The sequence below is a fragment of the Methylobacterium sp. SyP6R genome (genome assembly GCF_019216885.1).
Classification (GTDB): Bacteria; Pseudomonadota; Alphaproteobacteria; order Rhizobiales; family Beijerinckiaceae; genus Methylobacterium.
Genome location: NZ_JAAQRC020000001.1, coordinates 6,388,259 through 6,406,532, shown reverse-complemented (window position 1 = coordinate 6,406,532; position 18,274 = coordinate 6,388,259). Strand labels below are relative to the sequence as shown.

Annotated in this window: 18 protein-coding genes; 11 read left to right on the top strand and 7 right to left on the bottom strand. The window is 70.2% G+C overall.

Features of this window, described 5'->3' with window-relative positions; all coding sequences use genetic code 11:
* Positions 1 to 17: 17 nt before the first annotated feature.
* Positions 18 to 791 (bottom strand): alpha/beta hydrolase, encoded by a 774-nt coding sequence (locus tag HBB12_RS29305; protein ID WP_236992585.1) that lies wholly within the window; start codon positions 789 to 791, stop codon positions 18 to 20.
* 253 nt (positions 792 to 1,044) lie between these two features.
* On the opposite strand from HBB12_RS29305, the gene HBB12_RS29300 reads away from it, so the two are divergent.
* Together HBB12_RS29300 and infC are read left to right on the top strand one after the other, a co-directional pair.
* Positions 1,045 to 2,277, top strand: a complete 1,233-nt coding sequence (locus HBB12_RS29300) for a glycosyltransferase family 4 protein (protein ID WP_236992584.1) — start codon at positions 1,045 to 1,047, stop codon at positions 2,275 to 2,277.
* 248 nt (positions 2,278 to 2,525) lie between these two features.
* Entirely contained in the window at positions 2,526 to 3,047 is a 522-nt protein-coding gene (infC, locus tag HBB12_RS29295; protein ID WP_048430889.1) for a translation initiation factor IF-3, read from the top strand.
* 146 nt (positions 3,048 to 3,193) lie between these two features.
* On the opposite strand, the gene HBB12_RS29290 is transcribed toward infC, so the two are convergent.
* Together HBB12_RS29290 and HBB12_RS29285 are read right to left on the bottom strand one after the other, a co-directional pair.
* Complete coding sequence (locus HBB12_RS29290) at positions 3,194 to 5,458, bottom strand: amylo-alpha-1,6-glucosidase (protein ID WP_236992942.1); 2,265 nt, start codon at positions 5,456 to 5,458, stop codon at positions 3,194 to 3,196.
* Between the two features lie 296 nt (positions 5,459 to 5,754).
* The gene (locus tag HBB12_RS29285) at positions 5,755 to 6,885 is read right to left on the bottom strand and encodes a glycosyltransferase family 4 protein (RefSeq protein WP_236992583.1); all 1,131 of its coding nucleotides are present in this window, start codon (positions 6,883 to 6,885) and stop codon (positions 5,755 to 5,757) included.
* 350 nt (positions 6,886 to 7,235) lie between these two features.
* Between HBB12_RS29285 and rpmI the strand changes: the two genes are divergently transcribed.
* The 7 genes from rpmI (at position 7,236) to HBB12_RS29250 (ending at position 13,413) form a co-directional block, all read left to right on the top strand.
* Positions 7,236 to 7,439 (top strand): 50S ribosomal protein L35, encoded by a 204-nt coding sequence (gene rpmI / locus HBB12_RS29280; RefSeq protein ID WP_007561407.1) that lies wholly within the window; start codon positions 7,236 to 7,238, stop codon positions 7,437 to 7,439.
* A gap of 67 nt (positions 7,440 to 7,506) precedes the next feature.
* On the top strand, positions 7,507 to 7,887 hold the full coding sequence (gene rplT, locus HBB12_RS29275) for a 50S ribosomal protein L20 (RefSeq protein ID WP_236992582.1): 381 nt from the start codon (positions 7,507 to 7,509) through the stop codon (positions 7,885 to 7,887).
* A 169-nt stretch (positions 7,888 to 8,056) separates the two neighbouring features.
* A complete protein-coding gene (gene pheS, locus HBB12_RS29270; protein WP_236992581.1) occupies positions 8,057 to 9,139 on the top strand; it encodes a phenylalanine--tRNA ligase subunit alpha in 1,083 nt (360 codons plus the stop codon).
* A gap of 37 nt (positions 9,140 to 9,176) precedes the next feature.
* Positions 9,177 to 9,503, top strand: coding sequence for a hypothetical protein (locus tag HBB12_RS29265; RefSeq protein WP_236992580.1), 327 nt, complete (start codon positions 9,177 to 9,179; stop codon positions 9,501 to 9,503).
* Positions 9,500 to 9,988, top strand: coding sequence for a HEPN domain-containing protein (locus HBB12_RS29260; protein WP_236992579.1), 489 nt, complete (start codon positions 9,500 to 9,502; stop codon positions 9,986 to 9,988). The genes HBB12_RS29265 and HBB12_RS29260 overlap by 4 nt, the downstream gene beginning before the upstream one ends.
* An 18-nt stretch (positions 9,989 to 10,006) precedes the next feature.
* Positions 10,007 to 12,430 carry a phenylalanine--tRNA ligase subunit beta gene (gene pheT / locus HBB12_RS29255; protein WP_236992578.1) on the top strand — a complete coding sequence of 808 codons (2,424 nt, stop codon included), beginning with the start codon at positions 10,007 to 10,009 and terminating at the stop codon, positions 12,428 to 12,430.
* Positions 12,431 to 12,489: 59 nt separating this feature from the next.
* Positions 12,490 to 13,413: a DUF1186 domain-containing protein gene (locus HBB12_RS29250; protein WP_236992577.1), complete on the top strand. Its 924-nt coding sequence runs from the start codon at positions 12,490 to 12,492 to the stop codon at positions 13,411 to 13,413.
* Here the strand turns inward: HBB12_RS29250 and HBB12_RS29245 are convergent, their stop codons facing one another.
* Together HBB12_RS29245 and HBB12_RS29240 are read right to left on the bottom strand one after the other, a co-directional pair.
* Positions 13,414 to 14,166 (bottom strand): arginyltransferase, encoded by a 753-nt coding sequence (locus HBB12_RS29245; protein ID WP_236992576.1) that lies wholly within the window; start codon positions 14,164 to 14,166, stop codon positions 13,414 to 13,416.
* Between the two features lie 160 nt (positions 14,167 to 14,326).
* Positions 14,327 to 14,845 carry an RDD family protein gene (locus tag HBB12_RS29240; protein ID WP_236992575.1) on the bottom strand — a complete coding sequence of 173 codons (519 nt, stop codon included), beginning with the start codon at positions 14,843 to 14,845 and terminating at the stop codon, positions 14,327 to 14,329.
* A 320-nt stretch (positions 14,846 to 15,165) separates the two neighbouring features.
* Between HBB12_RS29240 and HBB12_RS29235 the strand changes: the two genes are divergently transcribed.
* Positions 15,166 to 15,459, top strand: coding sequence for a hypothetical protein (locus tag HBB12_RS29235; protein WP_236992574.1), 294 nt, complete (start codon positions 15,166 to 15,168; stop codon positions 15,457 to 15,459).
* 192 nt (positions 15,460 to 15,651) lie between these two features.
* Positions 15,652 to 16,539 carry a transporter gene (locus HBB12_RS29230; protein ID WP_236992941.1) on the top strand — a complete coding sequence of 296 codons (888 nt, stop codon included), beginning with the start codon at positions 15,652 to 15,654 and terminating at the stop codon, positions 16,537 to 16,539.
* Between the two features lie 50 nt (positions 16,540 to 16,589).
* On the opposite strand, the gene HBB12_RS29225 is transcribed toward HBB12_RS29230, so the two are convergent.
* Both HBB12_RS29225 and HBB12_RS29220 read right to left on the bottom strand, forming a co-directional pair.
* Positions 16,590 to 17,831, bottom strand: a complete 1,242-nt coding sequence (locus HBB12_RS29225) for a threonine ammonia-lyase (protein WP_236992573.1) — start codon at positions 17,829 to 17,831, stop codon at positions 16,590 to 16,592.
* Between the two features lie 47 nt (positions 17,832 to 17,878).
* Positions 17,879 to 18,262, bottom strand: a complete 384-nt coding sequence (locus HBB12_RS29220) for a hypothetical protein (protein ID WP_236992572.1) — start codon at positions 18,260 to 18,262, stop codon at positions 17,879 to 17,881.
* Positions 18,263 to 18,274 lie beyond the last annotated feature (12 nt).

Below are 18,274 nucleotides of genomic sequence, written 5' to 3'. Positions count from 1 at the left end.
GCACCCCGTGGCAAGGCTCAGCCTTCCCTCGCCGCGATCCCCTCGACCGCCGCCACGAGGCGGTCGAGGTCGGCGGGGCCGGAGAGGCGATGGTCACCCTCCTTGACGAGGGTGAGGACCACGCCCGCCTCCGGCAGCCGCTCGACGAGCTTCATCGCGTGCGGCCACGGCACGTCCGGATCGGCCATCCCTTGCAGGATGTGGACCGGGCAGCCCGGATCGATCGGGCCGCCGAGCATCAGGTGGCGGCGCCCGTCCTCGATGAGCGCCCGGGTCACCGGCGTCGGCTCGGGCGAGTATTGCGACCCGCGCTGCCACACCCCGTCGCGGATCACCTGCCGGCGGATCTCCTCCGGGAATTGCTGCCACATCAGCACCTCGGTGAAGTCCGTCGCCGGGGCGATCAGCACCAGGCCGGCGGGCCCGACCTTCGCGGCGGCGAGCAGTGCGATCCAGCCGCCCATCGACGACCCGACCAGGATCGGGCGCCGCGGTGCCAGGGCGGCGATGACGGTTTCCGCATCGGCGAGCCAGTCCGAGATCGTGCAATCGGCGAAGGTGCCTTCCGATTCACCGTGGCCGGTATAGTCGAAGCGCACGAAGGCCCGGCCGTTCCGCGCTGCCCAGTCGTCCAGGGCCTCGGCCTTGGTGGCGCGCATGTCCGACCGGAAGCCGCCGAGCCAGACCACCGGCGGTCCCGAACCGGGCCGCACCAGGGTGGCGAGGCGCCGGCCCCGCACGGCCAGCATGGTGGCGGGCTGGCGCGGCGGCGTCTCCGTTTGCGCTTGCATGACGTTATCCCCGTTATTCCGTGTGCAGCCCTGGTCGCGGGCGGCCGGTGCCCAAGGTTTACCGATCCGCAACACGACCGGGCGACCTTGACGCATCGTCCGTGAGCGGACCGCAACGGCGGGCTTCTACACTGGAGGCGGCCGTCGGTCCTACGAGATCCGGCCGGCATGCCGCCGGTCTTCGTCGAATCCTGCGCAGAGCGGGTACCGTCATGCCGCGAGTGCTGCGATCAGAACCCTGACCCGGAGTCCCATGCCGTCGAGCCAGGCCACGCCGTTCCCGGCCGCGAGCCATCCGCTGGCGGGCCGTACCGTGCTCCAGATCATCCCGGAGCTCGACGCCGGCGGCGCCGAGCGCACCGCCGTCGACGTGGCGGCGGCGCTCGCCGCCGCGGGCGCCCGGGCGCTCGTCGCCACCGAGGGCGGGCGCCTCGTCGGCGAGTTGCAGGCCAAGGGCGGCGCCTGGGTGCCGTTCCCGGCGCGGTCCAAGAACCCCTTCGCCATGGCGCTCCACGTCGGGCGGCTGATGCGGATCTGCCGGGCGGAGCGGGTCGACCTGATCCATGCCCGCTCGCGGGCCCCGGCCTGGGTGGCGCTCGGGGCGGCGCGGCGGCTGCGCGTTCCCTTCGTCACCACCTATCACGGCAGCTATGCCGGCCGCTCGCCGACGAAGCTCCTCTACAATTCGGTGATGGCCCGCGGCGACGTGGTGATCGCCAACTCGCACTTCACCGCCGACGCGATCCGGCGCCTCTTTCCGCAGGTCGCAGGCGACCGGGTGCGGGTGATCCACCGCGGCACCGATCTAGCGGCCTTCGCCCCCGCCCAGGTCGCGCCGCAGCGGGTCGAGGCCCTGCGCCGGGCCTGGGGCGTCGCCCCGCACGAGCGGGTGGTGCTGCTCGCCGCCCGCCTCACCCCCTGGAAGGGGCACCGCGTGCTGATCGAAGCGGCGGCCGCCTTGCGCGCGCAGGGTGTGGCCGAGTTCACCGTGGTGCTGGCGGGCGATCCGCAGGGGCGCACCGCCTATTTGCGCGAACTCGACGCGATGATCGCCGCCCACGGCCTCGCCGGCTCGGTGAAGCGCGTCGGGCATTGCAGCGACATGCCGGCGGCCTACCGGGCGGCCTCGGTGGTGGCGGTGCCCTCGACCGAGCCCGAGGCCTTCGGCCGCTCCGCGGTCGAGGCCCAGGCGCTCGGCACGCCGGTCGTGGTCTCGGATCTCGGCGCCGTGCCCGAGACGGTGCTGGCCCCGCCGGAGGTGCCGGCGCACGAGCGCACCGGCTGGCGGGTGCCGGCGAACGACGCCCAGGCGCTGGCCGCTGCCGTCGCGGAGGCGCTGCAGCTCGGCGCCAGCGCCCGCGACGCCCTGGTGCGCCGCGCCCGCCGCCACGTCGAGACGCATTTCTCCCTCGAGCTGATGCTGGCCGACACCCTGGCGGTCTATGCCGAGCTGCTCGGCGCGGGTCCCGCGGGGGAGGGGGCCTGAATGGGCGCGCGATGGCCTCGCGCGGGTCTAAGACTTCACGGATATTTGGTTGCCTGGAATTTAGGCAATCGGCAACCAAGACCCGCATCCGTGAGTTGACAAACCGGGCGATCTCGCCAAGGTGCTAGCGTACACGAGAGTCTACCCGCGCGGTGGTTCGGGATCGGTCCGGAAGGGGCACGGTCGGCGGGCCGCCGCTGGACGACATGACTGAGGAGAATGAAGCCATTCGCAGACCTATGAGAGCCATGCCGGCCCCGCAGAAAGACGGGCCGCGCGCGAACCGGGACATCCGCGGCGTCCGCGAGGTGCAGCTCATCGACGATACCGGCCAGAACCGCGGTGTCATGGGCTTCTTCGAGGCGTTGCAGGTCGCCGAAGAGGCGGGCCTCGACCTCGTCGAGATCGCGCCGAACTCCGTGCCTCCGGTCTGCAAGCTTCTCGACTACGGCCGCTTCCGCTTCAACGAGCAGAAGAAGCAGGCCGAGGCGCGCAAGCGGCAGAAGACCGTCGAGGTCAAGGAGATCAAGCTCCGTCCCGGCATCGACAAGCACGACTACGAAGTCAAGATGAAGGCCGTGCAGCGGTTCTTCGAGGAAGGCGACAAGGTCAAGGTGACCCTGCGCTTCCGCGGTCGCGAGATGGCGCACCAGGATCTGGGCCTGCGCCTGCTCGAGCGCGTCAAGTCCGAGACGCAAGAGATCGCCAAGGTGGAGAGCGAGCCGCAGCTCGAAGGCCGCCAGATGATCATGATCCTGGCGCCGCGCTAAGGCACGGCACCCTCCGCGCTTCTCGAAGGCGTGGCACGGATCACGGAGCGCTCCGGGCGCGGGCTTCTCTCAGAAAACCCGCGCGGGGAGCATCGAAGGGCCGGGCATGTCCCGGCCCATCGCTTTTCTGCTTCAGCAGAAGCGCCTTACTTCAGAAGAAGTACCTGCGCATCGCCGGTCCGGCGCACCACGTTGACGGTGACGTCGCTGCCGTGGCGGTGGATCAGCAGGTCGACGCGGCTGTCGCCGAGCTTCAGGTTGCGGATCAGCACGTCGTCGAGGAAGGACGGCAGGATCGGATCGCGAAAACGGATCCGGTTGCGGTCGTGGCGCAGTTCGAGCCCGAGGCAGGCGGCCAGGAACGCGAAGGGCGCCGCCGCCGCCCAGGCCTGCGGGCTGCACGCCACCGGATAGTTGGTCGGTCCGCGCTGCTTGCGCTGGATGAAGCCGCAGAACAGCTCCGGCAGCCGCCGCCCCTCCTGGTAGAGCGAGGCGCCGTGCTGCCCCTCGAACACCCGCGCCGCTTCCGCCTTCAGGCCGTAGCGGGCGAGGCCGAGCGCGATCAGCGCGTTGTCGTGCGGCCAGATCGAGCCGTTATGGTACGACATCGGATTATAGCGCGCCTCGCCGACCGCGATGGTGCGCACGCCCCAGCCGTTGAACCCGTCCTTCGACATCAGCACCGCCGCGACGCTCTCGGCCCGCTCCGGATAGGCGATGCCGGTGAAGAGCGCGTGGCCGGCATTCGAGGAGCGTACGGCGCAAGCGCGCTTGTCGCCGTCGAGCGCGATGGCGTAGGTGCCGATCTCGGGCAGCCAGAACTTCTCGTCGAAGGCCTGGCGCAGCCGCTCGGCCTCGCCCTTCAGCCGCTCGGAGAGCGTTGCGTCGCCCATCAGCGCGGCGAGTTTCGCGGCGCCCTTCTTGGCGGCGTAGACGTAGCCCTGGACCTCGCAGAGCGCGATCGGCCCCTGCGCCATCCGGCCGTCGGCGTGGAAGATCGAATCGTGGCTGTCCTTCCAGCCCTGGTTGGCCAGGCCCTTCTCGGTCTCGCGGGCGTATTCGACGAAGCCGTCCTTGTCCCGGTCGCCGTACTCGTCGATCCAGTTCAGCGCCGCCAGGAGGTTGGGCCAGATCGCCTTGATGGTCGCGAGGTCGCCGGTCTGCTCGTAATACTGGCCGGCCAGCATCACGAAGAGCGGGGTGGCGTCGATGGTGCCGTAATAGAGCTTGAACGGCACCTCGCCGAGGATCGCCATCTCGCCGTTGCGGGTCTCGTGCAGGACCTTGCCGGGCTGGGCGTCGGCGGCGGGATCGATCGTGGTCGCCTGCGTCGCCGCGAGGTGGCGCAGCACGCCCTTGGCGATCTCGGGGTCGATCCACAGCGTCATCATGGCGGTGATGATGCCGTCGCGGCCGAAGACCGTGCTGTACCAGGGGATGCCCGCATAGGGGTAGACCCCGTTCGGGGTGCGGCTGAGCAGCATGTAGAGGTCGGCCGTCGCGCGGCAGGCGGCCTCGTTGAACTGGTCGTTCGAGCTCTCGATCGTGGTGATGTTGGCGGTCGCCTTGCGCAGGTCGCGGCGTGCGTCGCGATAGGCGAGCGCGAAGGTCATGCCCTCGCCCTTCGGGTGGCCGTCCTCCCGGCGCGGGCTCGGATAGGCCGCGTGGGTGAAGGGCAGGGCGCTGCCGACCACCGCCTCGCCGTCGCGGCTGTGATCGACCGTGTCGCAGATCGCCCGCACGAAGATCGAGGCGCGCCCGCCCGGGGCGAGCTTGACCTCGAACTCGGCCTTGTGCGCGTCGAGCCGCGCCGGCTTCGGCCCGAAGCGCAGCCGGGTGGTGCGCAGGCGCTTGTCGAGGCCGTCGTAGCGGTAGGTCACCTCGTTGGCCCCGGTCACCTCGACGCTGCGGGTGCCGCGATGGGCGCGGTCGCTGCCGCGAACCTCGAACAGGTCGCGGAAATCGGCATCGAAGGTCAGGGCCACCCGCAGGTGGCGCGGCTTTGTGTCGTAGTTGCGCAGGCCGATCCGGTCGTAGCAGGTGCCGCGAAACAGGAATTTCGTCCGCTCGAGCGCGATGATCTCGCGGGGGATGCTGGTCTCGTCGTTGGCGTCGAGCCGGATGTCCGGCGTCGTCAGGTCGACCGAGAGGGCGCCGTTGTCGTCCTGCACCACCGAGCCGAGCAGCATCGGCCGCTGGCCCTCGACGGTCAGCTCCAGGCGCGACAGGAAGCGGGTGTCCTGGAAATACAGGCCCTCCGGGCCGGGAAAGACGCCGATATCGCCGTAGCTGTCGAGCACCGCGAAGGCATCGCCATGCTTGAGCGAGCGCAGCTGACGCTCGACCAGCGAGGTCTGGGCCTCGATGTGGTATTGCGGCAGCGTCTCGTCGTCGGGGGCGGTCGCGACCATCGGCACGGCTTCACTCCTTGGGGCTTCGCGCCGCGGGGCGTCGCGGGGCGAGGTGTCACGGGGATCGGGGCGAGATCTCGGGGCTCCGGACGGGTGCCCGGTGGCAGCGGGGCGGCGGAGCCCGCGGCGATTCGCGGGTACGGCCCACGCTAGAGCCAAAGTGGGCCATCGTGCGGCGGGCGCCAGAGGGGAGCCACGATCGGGCAGGCTCGGATTTTGGGCAGGCGCGGCGCAAAAGAGAAGGCCCGGCCCCCTTACGGGAACCGGGCCTCGTCGTCAGTCCGTTGCGAGGCGGATCAGATCGCCCGGAGCGCCGGGTGCGCGATGCCGTTGGTCGCGCCGTTGAGAGCGGCGGGCGCGCCGAGGGTCAGGCCCGGGATCTTGATCGCGTCGAGGTCGCCGGCGATGAGCGACTCGTAGGCGGCGACGTAGGAGCGGGCCATGACGCTCGCGGTGAAGCGGGTCTCGAAGTAGCGGCGCACGCCCTCGCGGCTCATCGCCTTGCAGGTCTCGACCGCCGCGATGGCCTCGTCCATCGACTCGACCACGACGCCCGAGACGCCGTCCTTGATGACCTCCGGCACGGAGCCGTTGCGCCACGCGATCACCGGCGTGCCGGCCGACATCGCCTCGATCATCACCAGGCCGAAGGGCTCCGGCCAGTCGATCGGGAAGGCGAGCGCCAGGGCGTTGCCGAGGAACTCGTGCTTCTGATCCTCGTTGATCTCGCCGATATACTCGACCAGCGGATGGTGGGTCATCGGCTCGATGACCTCGTCCCAGTATTCCTGGTCGGCCTTGTCGACCTTGGCGGCGATCTTCAGCTTCACACCCGAGGCCTTGGCGATCTCGATTGCGCGGTCGGGGCGCTTCTCGGGCGAGATGCGGCCGAGGAAGGCGAGGTAGCCGCCATCCTTCGGCTTCGCCGAGAAGCGGCAATTCTCCGCCGGCAGGCCGTGATGGATGGTCTGCAGCCAGTTGGCGTTCTCGGGCATCGGCCCGCGCTGGTGGTCGGAGATCGACACGAGCGGCATGCCCGTGAAGGTGCGGTAGACCGGCATGAAGTCCGGCACGTCGAGCCGCCCGTGCAGGGTGGTGACGCACTTGTGGTTGAATTCCTCGAACAGCGGATACTGCAGGAGGTCGATGTGGAAGTGGATGACGTCGAACTCGTCCGCCCGCCGGCGCAGGTGATAGAGCATGGCGAGGTGGCTGGCGACGTGATCGCGGATGCCGGCGAGCCGCAAGCCCTCCGGGCAGCAGGCGACCAGCTTGGCGCTCGTCTCCGAGTCGCCGCTCGCGAACAGCGTGACGTCGTGGCCCTGCCGGACCAGCTCTTCGGTGAGCCAGGAGACGACACGCTCGGTGCCGCCGTAGAACTTCGGCGGAACGGCCTCCGCGAGAGGGGCTACCTGGGCAATGCGCACGAGCAAATCTCCTGGGACGCCGAACGATGGCGGTTCACGTTGGCGGGACTTAAACAGGATGGGGCCTGAGCGGGACATGAACGAAACCGCGTACGCACGTTTATGGTTCCGTTGCGGCGCACAACGCCAGGGTGGGCCCACGATCGTTCCCGCCTCACACAGGGGCGAGGCGCACGACGATGCGACGATTGCGTGAAGCCCCGGTCCCTGCTAAAGCGCGCGTCTCGCTGAACCGCCCGGCCGTGAGGGCTGCCGTGGCGGTTCGTGTCGCTCCACCATCGGTCGTGACGATCGTCGGGATCCGCCCCGTGGCGGGCCTCGGGAGGTGGAGTTCGCGTCAGGAGAGCAAAATGCCCAAGCTGAAGACCAAGTCGGGCGCCAAGAAGCGCTTCAAGATCACCGGGACCGGCAAGGTCATGTACGCCCAGGCCGGCAAGCGCCACGGCATGATCAAGCGGACCACGAAGCAGATCCGCAACCTGCGCGGCACGACCACCCTGTTCGAGGGCGATGCCGCCAACGTGAAGAAGTACTTCCTGCCGAACGCCCGCTGAGAACCGGCTTCGTTCGAGAAGACGCTTCCTCCGTCAATCTGTTTCGTAGAAATCCCAGGAGATCACCATGGCCCGCGTCAAACGCGGCGTGACCAGCCACGCCAAGCACAAGAAGGTTTTCAAGGCCGCCAAGGGCTATTACGGCCGGCGCAAGAATACGATCCGGATCGCCAAGCAGGCGGTCGAGAAGGGCATGCAATATGCCTACCGCGATCGTAAGAACAAGAAGCGCAACTTCCGCGCCCTGTGGATCCAGCGCATCAACGCCGCGGTCCGTCCGCACGGCCTGACCTATTCGCGCTTCATCAACGGCCTGGCCAAGGCCGGCGTGCAGGTCGACCGCAAGGCGCTCTCGGAGCTCGCCATCCACGAGCCGGCGGCCTTCCTCGCCGTGGTCGAGAAGGCCAAGTCCGTCCTGCCGGCCGAGCTGGTGAAGGCGGCGGCGTAAGCCTCCCTCGGGTCCGCTCCCGCGGACCTTCCGGTTTCCCTCGACGACCGGACATCACGGCCCGCCCGCGCGGGCCGTTTTGCGTTGCACGGGTCGTCCCGTCCGTCCGGGTTGACGGAGCGGGGCGGCGCGTTGCAGGGCATCGCCTCAAGCCCCGATTGAGCAGACCATGACCGATCTCACCAGCCTCGAAACCGATCTCCTCGCCCAGGTCGCCGGCGCCGCCGACGAGGTGGCGCTCGAGGGCGTGCGCGTCGCCGCCCTCGGCAAGAAGGGCGCCGTCTCCGAGCTGCTGAAGAGCTTGGGCGCCATGAGCCCCGAGGCCCGCAAGGAGCAGGGCCCGCTGATCAACGGCCTGCGCGACAAGGTCCAGGGCGCGATCCAGTCCCGGCGCGACACCCTGGCCGAGGCGGCGCTGACGGCGCGCCTTTCCGCCGAGCGGATCGACGTGACCCTGCCGGTGCGGGAAGGCCCCGAGACCCGCGGTCGCATCCATCCGATCACCCAGGTGATGGACGAGATCACGGCGATCTTCGGCGATATGGGCTTCTCGATCGCGGAAGGGCCCGACGTCGAGACCGACGACCTCAACTTCACGGCGCTCAACTTCCCCGAGGGCCATCCGGCCCGGGAGATGCACGACACCTTCTTCCTGCGGCCCGACCGAGACGGGAAGCGCAAGCTCCTGCGCACCCACACCTCGCCGGTCCAGGTCCGCACCATGCGCTCCGTGCAGCCGCCGATCCGGGTGATCTGCCCGGGTCGCACCTACCGGCACGATTCCGACCAGACCCACACCCCGATGTTCCACCAGGTCGAGGGCCTGGTGATCGACAAACAGGCGAACATCGCTCACCTGAAGTGGATCCTGGAGGAGTTCTGCAAGGCGTTCTTCGAGGTCGACAGCGTCAAGATGCGCTTCCGGCCCTCCTTCTTCCCCTTCACCGAGCCCTCGGCCGAGGTCGACATCCAGTGCTCGCGCAAGGGCGGCGAGATCCGCTTCGGCGAGGGCGACGACTGGCTCGAGATCCTCGGCTGCGGCATGGTCCACCCGAACGTGCTGCGCAATTGCGGCCTCGACCCGGACTCGGTCCAGGGCTTCGCCTGGGGCATGGGCATCGACCGGATCGCGATGCTCAAATACGGCATGCCGGACCTGCGCCCGTTCTTCGAGGCGGATGTCCGCTGGCTCGAGCATTACGGCTTCCGGCCCCTCGACATCCCGAGCCTGGTCGGCGGCCTGACCGGCTGAGAGACACACCCTGAGAGGCACTTGCGCGAGGCGCACCATGACCGTGGACGAGATCACGACGATCGCCGACGAGATCCTGACCCGGTATCTCACCGCGTCCGGCTACGAGCGGGTCGAGGTGCGCCCGGGCTACAACCAGTCCGACGAGCCGTCGCTGTTCGTCGTCGCGCACATGAAGCCGGGCTCGGGCGTGACCGGGGGCAAGGAATCCAACGCCGCGAATGCGGCGCTTTGGCTCGCCCTGCGCGAGAAGGGCGAAGAGCGCTTCCCCTATCTCGATTTCGATTATCCGGACGACGAGATCTTCGGGGATGAGGACGACGATCGGGGACTGGATGATCGGGATTCGGAAGTGAATGCGTGATGGCGCGGCTCGGCAATCCCCTCGTCTACGATCTCCTCGTCGTCGCCGACCTGCTTGCCGAGCAGCGTGGGCGCCGCAACTTGCAGAAGGCCGCGATGCGTCGTGCCGTCAGCTCTGCCTATTACGCCGTATTTCACGGTCTCTGCTTCGCGAGCACGCGCGCGCTCGGCCTCTGGCGGCGGGACCCGGCGCTGACCGAGCCGGTCTACCGGCTCCTCGACCACGGCCAGATCCGAAGGCGCCTGGCAACTCGGGAGGCGGCTGAAATCGGACCGATCGTCGTCGAGATCAGCGCAGCCTTCGCCTACCTCCAGGATCGCCGGCATCAGGCGGATTACAGCCCGCCCAGCCTGAACATCCATCGCGACGTGACCCGCAACGTCGTGGCCCGCGCCAAGCAGGCCGTCTCCGACCTCGAATCCCTCGACGACGACCAGTGCCGCCGCCTGGCCGTCCTTCTCATCACCAAGGCCCGGCTCGCCTGAGCCGAGAGGTTTAGCCCCATGAAATTCACCCTCTCCTGGCTCAAGGACCACCTCGACACCGATGCCTCCCTCGACGTGATCGTCGAGACGCTGACCCGCATCGGGCTGGAGGTCGAGCGCGTCGAGGACAAGGCCGCGGATCTCGCGGCCTACCGCATCGCGGCCGTCGTCACGGCCGAGCAGCACCCGAATGCCGACCGGCTCAGGGTCTGCACCGTGGATACCGGCGAGGGCGCCCCCGTGCAGGTGGTCTGCGGCGCGCCGAACGCGCGGGCCGGCATGAAGACCGTGTTCGCCCCTCCCGGCACCTACGTGCCGGGCAAGAACATCACCCTGTCGGTGGGCGTGATCCGCGGCGTCGAGAGCCGGGGCATGCTGTGCTCGGGCTCCGAGCTCGGCCTGTCGGACGACCATGACGGCATCCTCGATCTGCCCGCCGATGCGCCGGTCGGCCAGCCCTACGCGGCCTTTGCCGGCCTCGACGATCCGGTGATCGAGATCAACCTGACGCCGAACCGGCCCGACTGCACGGGCATTTCCGGCATCGCCCGCGATCTGGCGGCGGCCGGCATCGGCACGCTCAAGCGCGAGCAACTGGCGCCGGTCAAGGGGGAGGGGGCCTGCCCGGTCTCCGTCACCCGCGACTTCGCCCCGGAGGACGCGCATCTCTGCCCGCTCTTCGGATTGCGGCTGGTGCGCGGCGTCAGGAACGGGCCGTCTCCCGAGTGGATGCGCCGGCGCCTGACCGCGATCGGCCTGCGGCCGATCAATGCGCTCGTCGACATCACCAACTACGTCACCTTCGACCGCGGCCGGCCGCTGCACGTCTTCGACGCCGCCAAGGTGAAGGGCGACCTCACGGTCCGCCGCGCCCGCGACGGCGAGGAGATCGTCGCCCTCGACGGGCGGACCTATCGGCTCGACGACGGCGCGATCGTCATCGCCGACGAGGCCGGCGTCGAATCGATCGCCGGCATCATGGGCGGTGAGCATTCGGGTTGCGACGAGGGCACGACCGACGTGCTGATCGAATCGGCCCTGTGGGACCCGCTCACCATCGCCCGCACCGGGCGGCGTCTCGGCATCGTGACCGATGCCCGCTACCGGTTCGAGCGCGGGGTCGATCCGGCCTTCGCCCTGCCGGGCCTGGATCTCGCGACGAAGCTCGTGCTCGACCTCTGCGGCGGCACCCCGAGCCAGGCCACGGTGTCGGGCGAGGTGCCGGACACCGATCGCATCATCGACTTCCCGTGGACCGAGGTGCGCCGGCTGTCGGGCCTCGACCTGCCGCGGCCGGAGATGAAGGTGACGCTGGAATCGCTCGGCTTCCACGTCGCCGGCTCGGGCGACCGGGTGAAGGTGCTGTCGCCGTCCTGGCGCCCCGACGTCGAGGGCAAGGCCGACCTCGTCGAGGAGATCGTCCGCATCGCCGGCCTCGACCGGATCGAGCCCAAACCGCTCCCGCGGATCGACGCGACGGTGATCCGCCCGGTCCTGACGGTGATGCAGAAGCGCACCCGGCAGGCCAAGCGCGAATTCGCCGCCCGCGGCCTCGTCGAGGCGGTGACCTGGTCGTTCATCGCGCATGACGACGCCACCCTGTTCGGCGGCGGCAAGCCGGAACTGGCGCTGGCCAACCCCATCGCCGCCGATCTCTCGGACATGCGCCCGAGCCTGGTGCCGGGTCTCGCCCGCGCCGCGCAGCGCAACGCCGACCGCGGCTACGGCGACGTCGCCCTGTTCGAGGTCGGGCAGTGCTTCGCCTCCGACCAGCCGGAGGGCCAGACCACCAAGGCCACCGCGCTCCGCCGCGGCTCCGCCCGCCACGGCGGCGCCGGCCGGCACTGGGACGGCGCGATGAAGCCCGTCGACGCCTTCGAGGCCAAGGCCGATGCGCTGGCGCTGCTGACCTCCCTCGGCGTGCCGACCGGCGGCCTCCAGGTCGTGGCCGGCGGGCCGGACTGGCTGCATCCCGGCCGCTCCGGCACGCTGCAATTCGGGCCGCGCAACCAAGTCGGGTTCTTCGGCGAACTGCATCCGCGGGTGCTCAAGGCCCTCGACATCAAGGGCCCGGTGGTGGTCTGCGAGATCACCCTCGACGCCCTGCCGCTGCCGAAGTACCGCCCGACCAAGATGAAGCCGGCCGCACAGCTGCCCGACTTCCAGCCGCTCACCCGCGACTTCGCCTTCGTGGTCTCGCGCACGGTCGCGGCGGGCGACATCCTGAAGGCGGCTCAAAGTGCCGAGCGCAACCTCGTGACGGCAATCGAGGTGTTCGACGTCTACGAGGGGCCTGGGATCGGCGAGGACCAGAAGTCCGTCGCCGTGGCGGTGCGTCTCCAGCCGACCGACCGCACCCTCACCGACGCCGAGATCGAGGCGGTGAGCCAGAAGATCATCGCCGAGGTGACGCGCAAGACCGGCGCGACCCTGCGGGGCTGATCCCGAGCAAGCCGGCGGCGCGGCGCGCGCCGCCGGAACGAAGGAACGAGGAGGCGGGCATGGCGGATACCGATCTGATCCGGGAACTCTCGGCGGCGACCTACCTGCCCGAGGGGGCCCTGGAACGGGCATTGGCGACGCCGGACTCGATCGCCGAGCCGGTCCTGGCGATCCTCGGCCGGGCCGCCGACGGTGATGCCGAGGCGCTGACCGAGCCCGAGCGGACCCTGCTGTTCTGGGGCATCCACGTCCTGGCCTCGGCCCGCGACACCCGGATCCAGGCTCCGCTGATGCGCCTCCTGCGCCGCGACGACGACGCGATCGCGGCGGCGCTCGGGGAGGATTACCCGAACACCCTCGCTTCCCTCGTCGCCGGCAGCTTCGACGGCGAGGCCGACCGTCTGCTCGCGGCCATCGCCGGCGAGGCTCCCGTCGGCATCGCGCGGATGCAGCTCTTCCACGCCCTCGCGCTGCTCACCGCCGATGGACGCATCGACCGCGAGACGGTGAAGGCGTTCCTGGTGCGCTTCGACGACGAGCGCCTGGCTCCCCCCGATGCCGAGGCGGTCTGGCAGGGTTGGGAGGATGCGGTCTCGCTGCTGGGCTTCGACGACCTCGTCCCCCGCCTCAAGGCGGCGCGCAAGGACGGCCGCAACGCCGGCAGCGTCGTCGATTGGGAGACGGTGCAGGAGACCCTGAAGGAGGCCCGCCTGCGGCCGAAGAGCCGCGGCCGGTTCGAGGACCTGCTGATCGACTACCTCGACGACCCGATCGGGGCGCTGGAGCATACCCGGGAGGGCGCCTACGACCACCTGCCCGACCTCGACGAGGACGGTTTCCCGATCCCCGAGCGCAACCCCTACCGCGACGTCGGCCGCAACGATCCCTGCCCCTGCGGCAGCGGCAGGAAGTTCAAGAAGTGCTGCCTCGACAAGGTCGAGCAGGGCTTGCCCGCCCTGCCTCCGCTGCCGCCGAAGCGCTGATCAGGCTTCCTCCATCCGGGCCCAGCCATTCGGCATCAGCCGTTCCTGGGGGGTGAACTTCGCCTTGTACTGCATCTTGCGCGAGCCCTCGACCCAGTAGCCCAGATACAGGTACGGCAGGCCGAGGCTGCGGGCGCGCTCGATGTGGTCGAGGATCATGAAGGTGCCGAGCGAGCGCTCGGCCTCCGCCGGATCGTAGAACGAGTAGACCATCGACAACCCGTCGGAGAGCACGTCGGTGAGGCAGACGGCGATCGGGGCGCCGGTGCCGCGGCCGTTGATCGCGGTGTCGGGCCCGCGCTTGCGGTAGACCACCAGATGGGTCTCGACATGGCTGTCCTCGACCATCATGGCGTAGTCGAGCACCGTCATGTCGACCATGCCGCCGTCGCCGTGGCGGGCATCGAGGTAGCGGCGAAACAGCGCGTACTGCTCCGAGGCCGGGCGGTTGGCCTGGGCCTGGCCGACGAGGTCGCGGTTGCGCTTCAGCACACGGCGCTGGCTGTCGCTGGGCGCGAAGTCGCCCACCACCACCCGCACCGAGATGCAGGCCCGGCAGGTCTCGCAGGCCGGCCTGTAGGCGATGGTCTGCGAGCGGCGAAAACCCCCCTGCGTCAGGATCTCGTTGAGGTCGCGGGCGCGCCGGCCGACGAGGTGCGTGAAGACCTTCCGCTCCTGCTGCCCGGGCAGGTAGGGGCACGGCGAGGGAGCCGTGAGATAGAATTGCGGTGCGTCCCGCGGATGGCTGGTCACGCGTCGTCGGTCTCGCAGGGGGCCGGCCAGGGGGGATGGCACAGGCGCCAGGAAGGACAGGATAGCACCGGCGCGGCCCGCCTCAACAGGGGCGGGCCGCGCCGGTGCGAATTCCTTGGATGTAAGCGCGACCGGCGCCGAAGGTTGCAGCCTTGGCCGCTCACGCGTCGCGAACGACCGCCAGGTCGAGGATGAGGTCGTGGCCCATGCGCCGGTCGGCCCGCAGCACGCCGATGCCGATATCGAGGAGCCAGAGCAGGAAGGTCGACAACGCGACGTAGAACAGCAGCGCATGCACGCCCGCGGTGATCCAGTCGATCGGCCCGCCGGTCGTCGCCCGCACCGCCCGCAGGCCCATCATCCGCATCCCGATGGTGCTCTGGCGCGGCCCGCCGACCGTGATCGCGCTGTAGATGACGCCGCTCGCCGGCAGGATCGCGTAGAGCGCCCAAGCCACGCCGAAGGTGATGACCCCGAGGAGCGAGATCGCCAGCCACAACAGGCAGCTGAAGCCGAAGATGAACGCAATGTCGAGCAGGTAGGCGACGAAGCGCCGCGACAGCGAGCCGTGCGCCACCAGCACCGGCGGGCCGGCCCAGCCCGGCGGGGGTGCGTAGCCCTGCTGATAGGGGCCGCCAAAGGACCCGCCCTGGGGCCCGCCTTGCCAGGAATTCGCCATTCGCTCGTCTCCGCTCGTCCGCCCGGTGCATTAGGTGGGCGCGGCCCTCGTTCGTCTCAAGGGTAGCTTGCTCGCACGCGGCTCGCGCCGGTGGTGACGGTTTCGGGCGATCTCGCACCTGCGTCATCCCGCAGGCGCGGCGGCCTCCGGCCTGCCATGTGCCTCTACGCACATTGCCGTAGATGATATGGGATTAGCATCCCGATAGACTTGGTGTGTGCTCACGCACATCGATGATCCCCGTCGCCATTCAAGGTCATCCCATCGCAATCGGCGTCTTCCTCGACGACAGGGACGCTGGCAGACCGGAGATGGCTTGCATGAAGACGATCGCTCTCTCGACGCTCGCCGCTGCCACGATGGCCCTACCCCTCATCGCCGCGGCGGGTGTCGCCCGGGCCGATGGTGGCGGCGACGGCCGCATGGCGGCGGGCGGGGCGCATATGAGCACCTACGTCCATCATCCCTACCACGACCCGCGCTCCGCCCACTCGCAGATGCGTGGAACCGGGCAGCTTCTCGGTGCGCCGATGGTGGCCGACCGGGCCGCGACGCGCCTCGACCGGCGGGATTCCGGGATGCGGGTCTGGGCGGCGCAGCCGGGTCGCCGCTGACGCGGCTTCGACGGCAGGGGCTCGTGCGAGGCCCTTGCCGGGAAGGTGAGAGCGCGATCGACCGACGATCGCGCCACGACGCAAGGCCGGTCTCGACGCGAAGAATGAACAAAACCGCGTCCCGCCTCGCGCCGATCCGTCATGAATGAGGGAGGACGCTTCGTGGCAGCAGACCATATCGGGACGACGCGCCTGGACCGGGTCGGACGCGGGAGCGCCGCGGCGCTCGGGGCGGTTCTCGCCGCGGCCTGCCTCGTCGCGGCGGCAGGGCCCGCCCGGGCCGGCTCCGCGGCGCAGCCCGGCCAGTCGCTCGGGCTGCCGGTCGGCGCACAGATCCCGCACGGCCTGTACTGGGTCACGACGACGAATTTCGGCGTCCGCGCCACGGCGCCCGGGGTGACGCCGCTCAACGTCAACGCCACGACCCTGGCCTGGGCGACGCCCTGGGACATCGCCGGCGGCCGGCTGCAGCTCTTCCTCGCCGGCTCGTACTCGGCCGTGGGACTGCAGGACAGGGACTGGCAGAGCGGCCTCGGCCAGCCGCTGGTCGCCGCGCAGCTCGCCTGGGATCTCGGCGGCGATGTCGGCTTCAGTTACCTGCTCGGCGGCTACTTCCCGGGCCGGACCGGCATCGTCACCCAGGCGCCGTCCCTGACGCACCGCTTCGCGCTCAGCTACGTCGGCAACGACTGGAACCTGACCGGCCACCTGTTCTACGGCCACTTCCTCGGCGACCGGCCGCCCCCCGGGGTGGCGACCTATCCCGACTACATGAACCTCGACCTGACGGCGACGCGCAACTTCGGCAAGTGGCAGATCGGTGCGGTCGCCTTCGGCTCCACCGACCTGCCGACGGGCGTCGCGGGGTACCGCGCGCAGGGGCAGGTCGCGGTGGGCGGGCTCGTCGGATACAATTTCGGCCCGGTGAACCTCCAGGCCTACGTGACCCGCGACGTGATCGACCGCAATTACGGCGGCCGCGACACCCGGGCGTGGCTGCGGGCGATCGTGCCGCTGTACCAGGACAAGCGGGAGGCCGCGCCGGACCGCACGCTGCTGACGCGGGAGCAGACGCGCTGATCGTTACCCGCGCGCGCCGGGTGGGGCACGGCGGGGCGCCGCGGGGACGATCAGCCTCCCGCCGCGGTGTTCCCGTGCGGCCCGATCCGCCGCGGCTCCAGCCCCTCCCGGCTCAGCGTGTCCAGGATCTCGGCGGTGTGGCCTGGGCCCCGGGTCTCGATCGTCACGTCGATCGAGACGCTTTTGGCCGGTACGTCGAGGTGCAGGCGGCCATGCGAGACCTCCAGGATGTTGGCGCCCAACGCGCCGAGCCGTCCTGCGACTTGGCCGAGCACGCCGGGCCGGTCGCTCGCGGTCATCCGGAACGAGATGATCCGGTCCGCGCGCTCCAGTTCGCGCACCATCACGGAGGCCAGCAGGCGGGCATCGATGTTGCCGCCGCACAGGACCAGGCCGACGGTGCGGCCCGAGAAGAGGTCGGGCCGGGCGAGGAGCGCGGCGAGGCCGGCGGCGCCGGCGCCCTCGGCGAGGCTGCGCTGGAGCGTGGCGTAGTCGTGCACCGCCCGCTCGATCTGCGGCTCGTCGACGAGGACGATCTCGCGCACCAGATCCCGGACGATCGGCAGGGTCAGGCGGCCGACGGTCTTGACGGCGATGCCCTCGGCCAGCGTCGGCCCGCCGACCGGCCGGTCCACGCCGTCGATGGCGTTGAGGAAAGAGGGATAGAGTGCGGCCTCGACCCCGTAGAGCGCCACCCGCGGCCGCAGGCTCGCACCGATCGCGATGCCGCTCATGAGGCCCCCGCCGCCGATTGGCACCACCAGGCAGTCGAGGTCGGGGGCGTCCTCCAGCATCTCGAGCGCGATGGTGCCCTGGCCGGCCATCACCAGGGAATCGTCGTAGGGGTGGACCAGCACGAAGCCGTGCGCCTCGACCAGCCGGTCGACCGCGGCGGCGGACTCGACCAGGGTCTCGCCCTCCAGCACCACGGTGGCGCCGTGGGCGCGGGTGTTCTCGACCTTCACCAGCGGGGTCGTCGCCGGCATCACGATGGTGGCCGGGATGCCCAGCCGACGGGCATGGTAGGCGACGGCCTGGGCGTGGTTGCCGGCCGACATCGCCACCACGCCGCGGCGGCGCTCGGAGTCCGTGAGTGCGCTGAGGCGGTTGACCGCGCCGCGCTCCTTGAAGGCGCCGGTCGCCTGCATGTTCTCGTGCTTGACCAGCACCCGCGCCCCGGTCAGCTCCGACAGGCGCGGCGCCGGCACCAGCGGCGTGCGCAGCACGTGGCCGCGGATGGTGTGGGCGGCCCGGACCACGTCGTCCGGGGTGATGGCGTAGGGCTGGCTCAAGCGCGAATCTCCGGGCCGTCTCACTCTACGGCCTGCACCGCCCGGCGTCAGCCCGCCCCCGGCTCGGCCACGGCCGCATCCGGCGTGTCGAGGTAATAGTGCTTGAGCAGGTAGAGCGCCGCGCCGCCGACCGGGCCGCGGTCGCTCGTCAGGCCCGAGAGGTCGGTGCGGCTCAAGCCCGAGAACTGGCAGACCGCGTAGCGCGGCAACGGGCTGCGGCCCTCGCGCTCCTGCGAGAAATCGATGCGGATGCTGCGCTCCTGCGGTCCGGAGGCCTCGCGCAGGACCGTGACGCGGGCACCCGCCGGCACCAGCGTCGGCAGGGCGCGCCGGCAGATCCGGGCCTGCTCGGGATCCGGGCTGCCGGCGCAGGCCGCGAGGCTCACGAGCGCCGCGAGCGCCCCGAGCCTGCCCCTGAAGCCCGGTCTCACCCTCGATTCCGG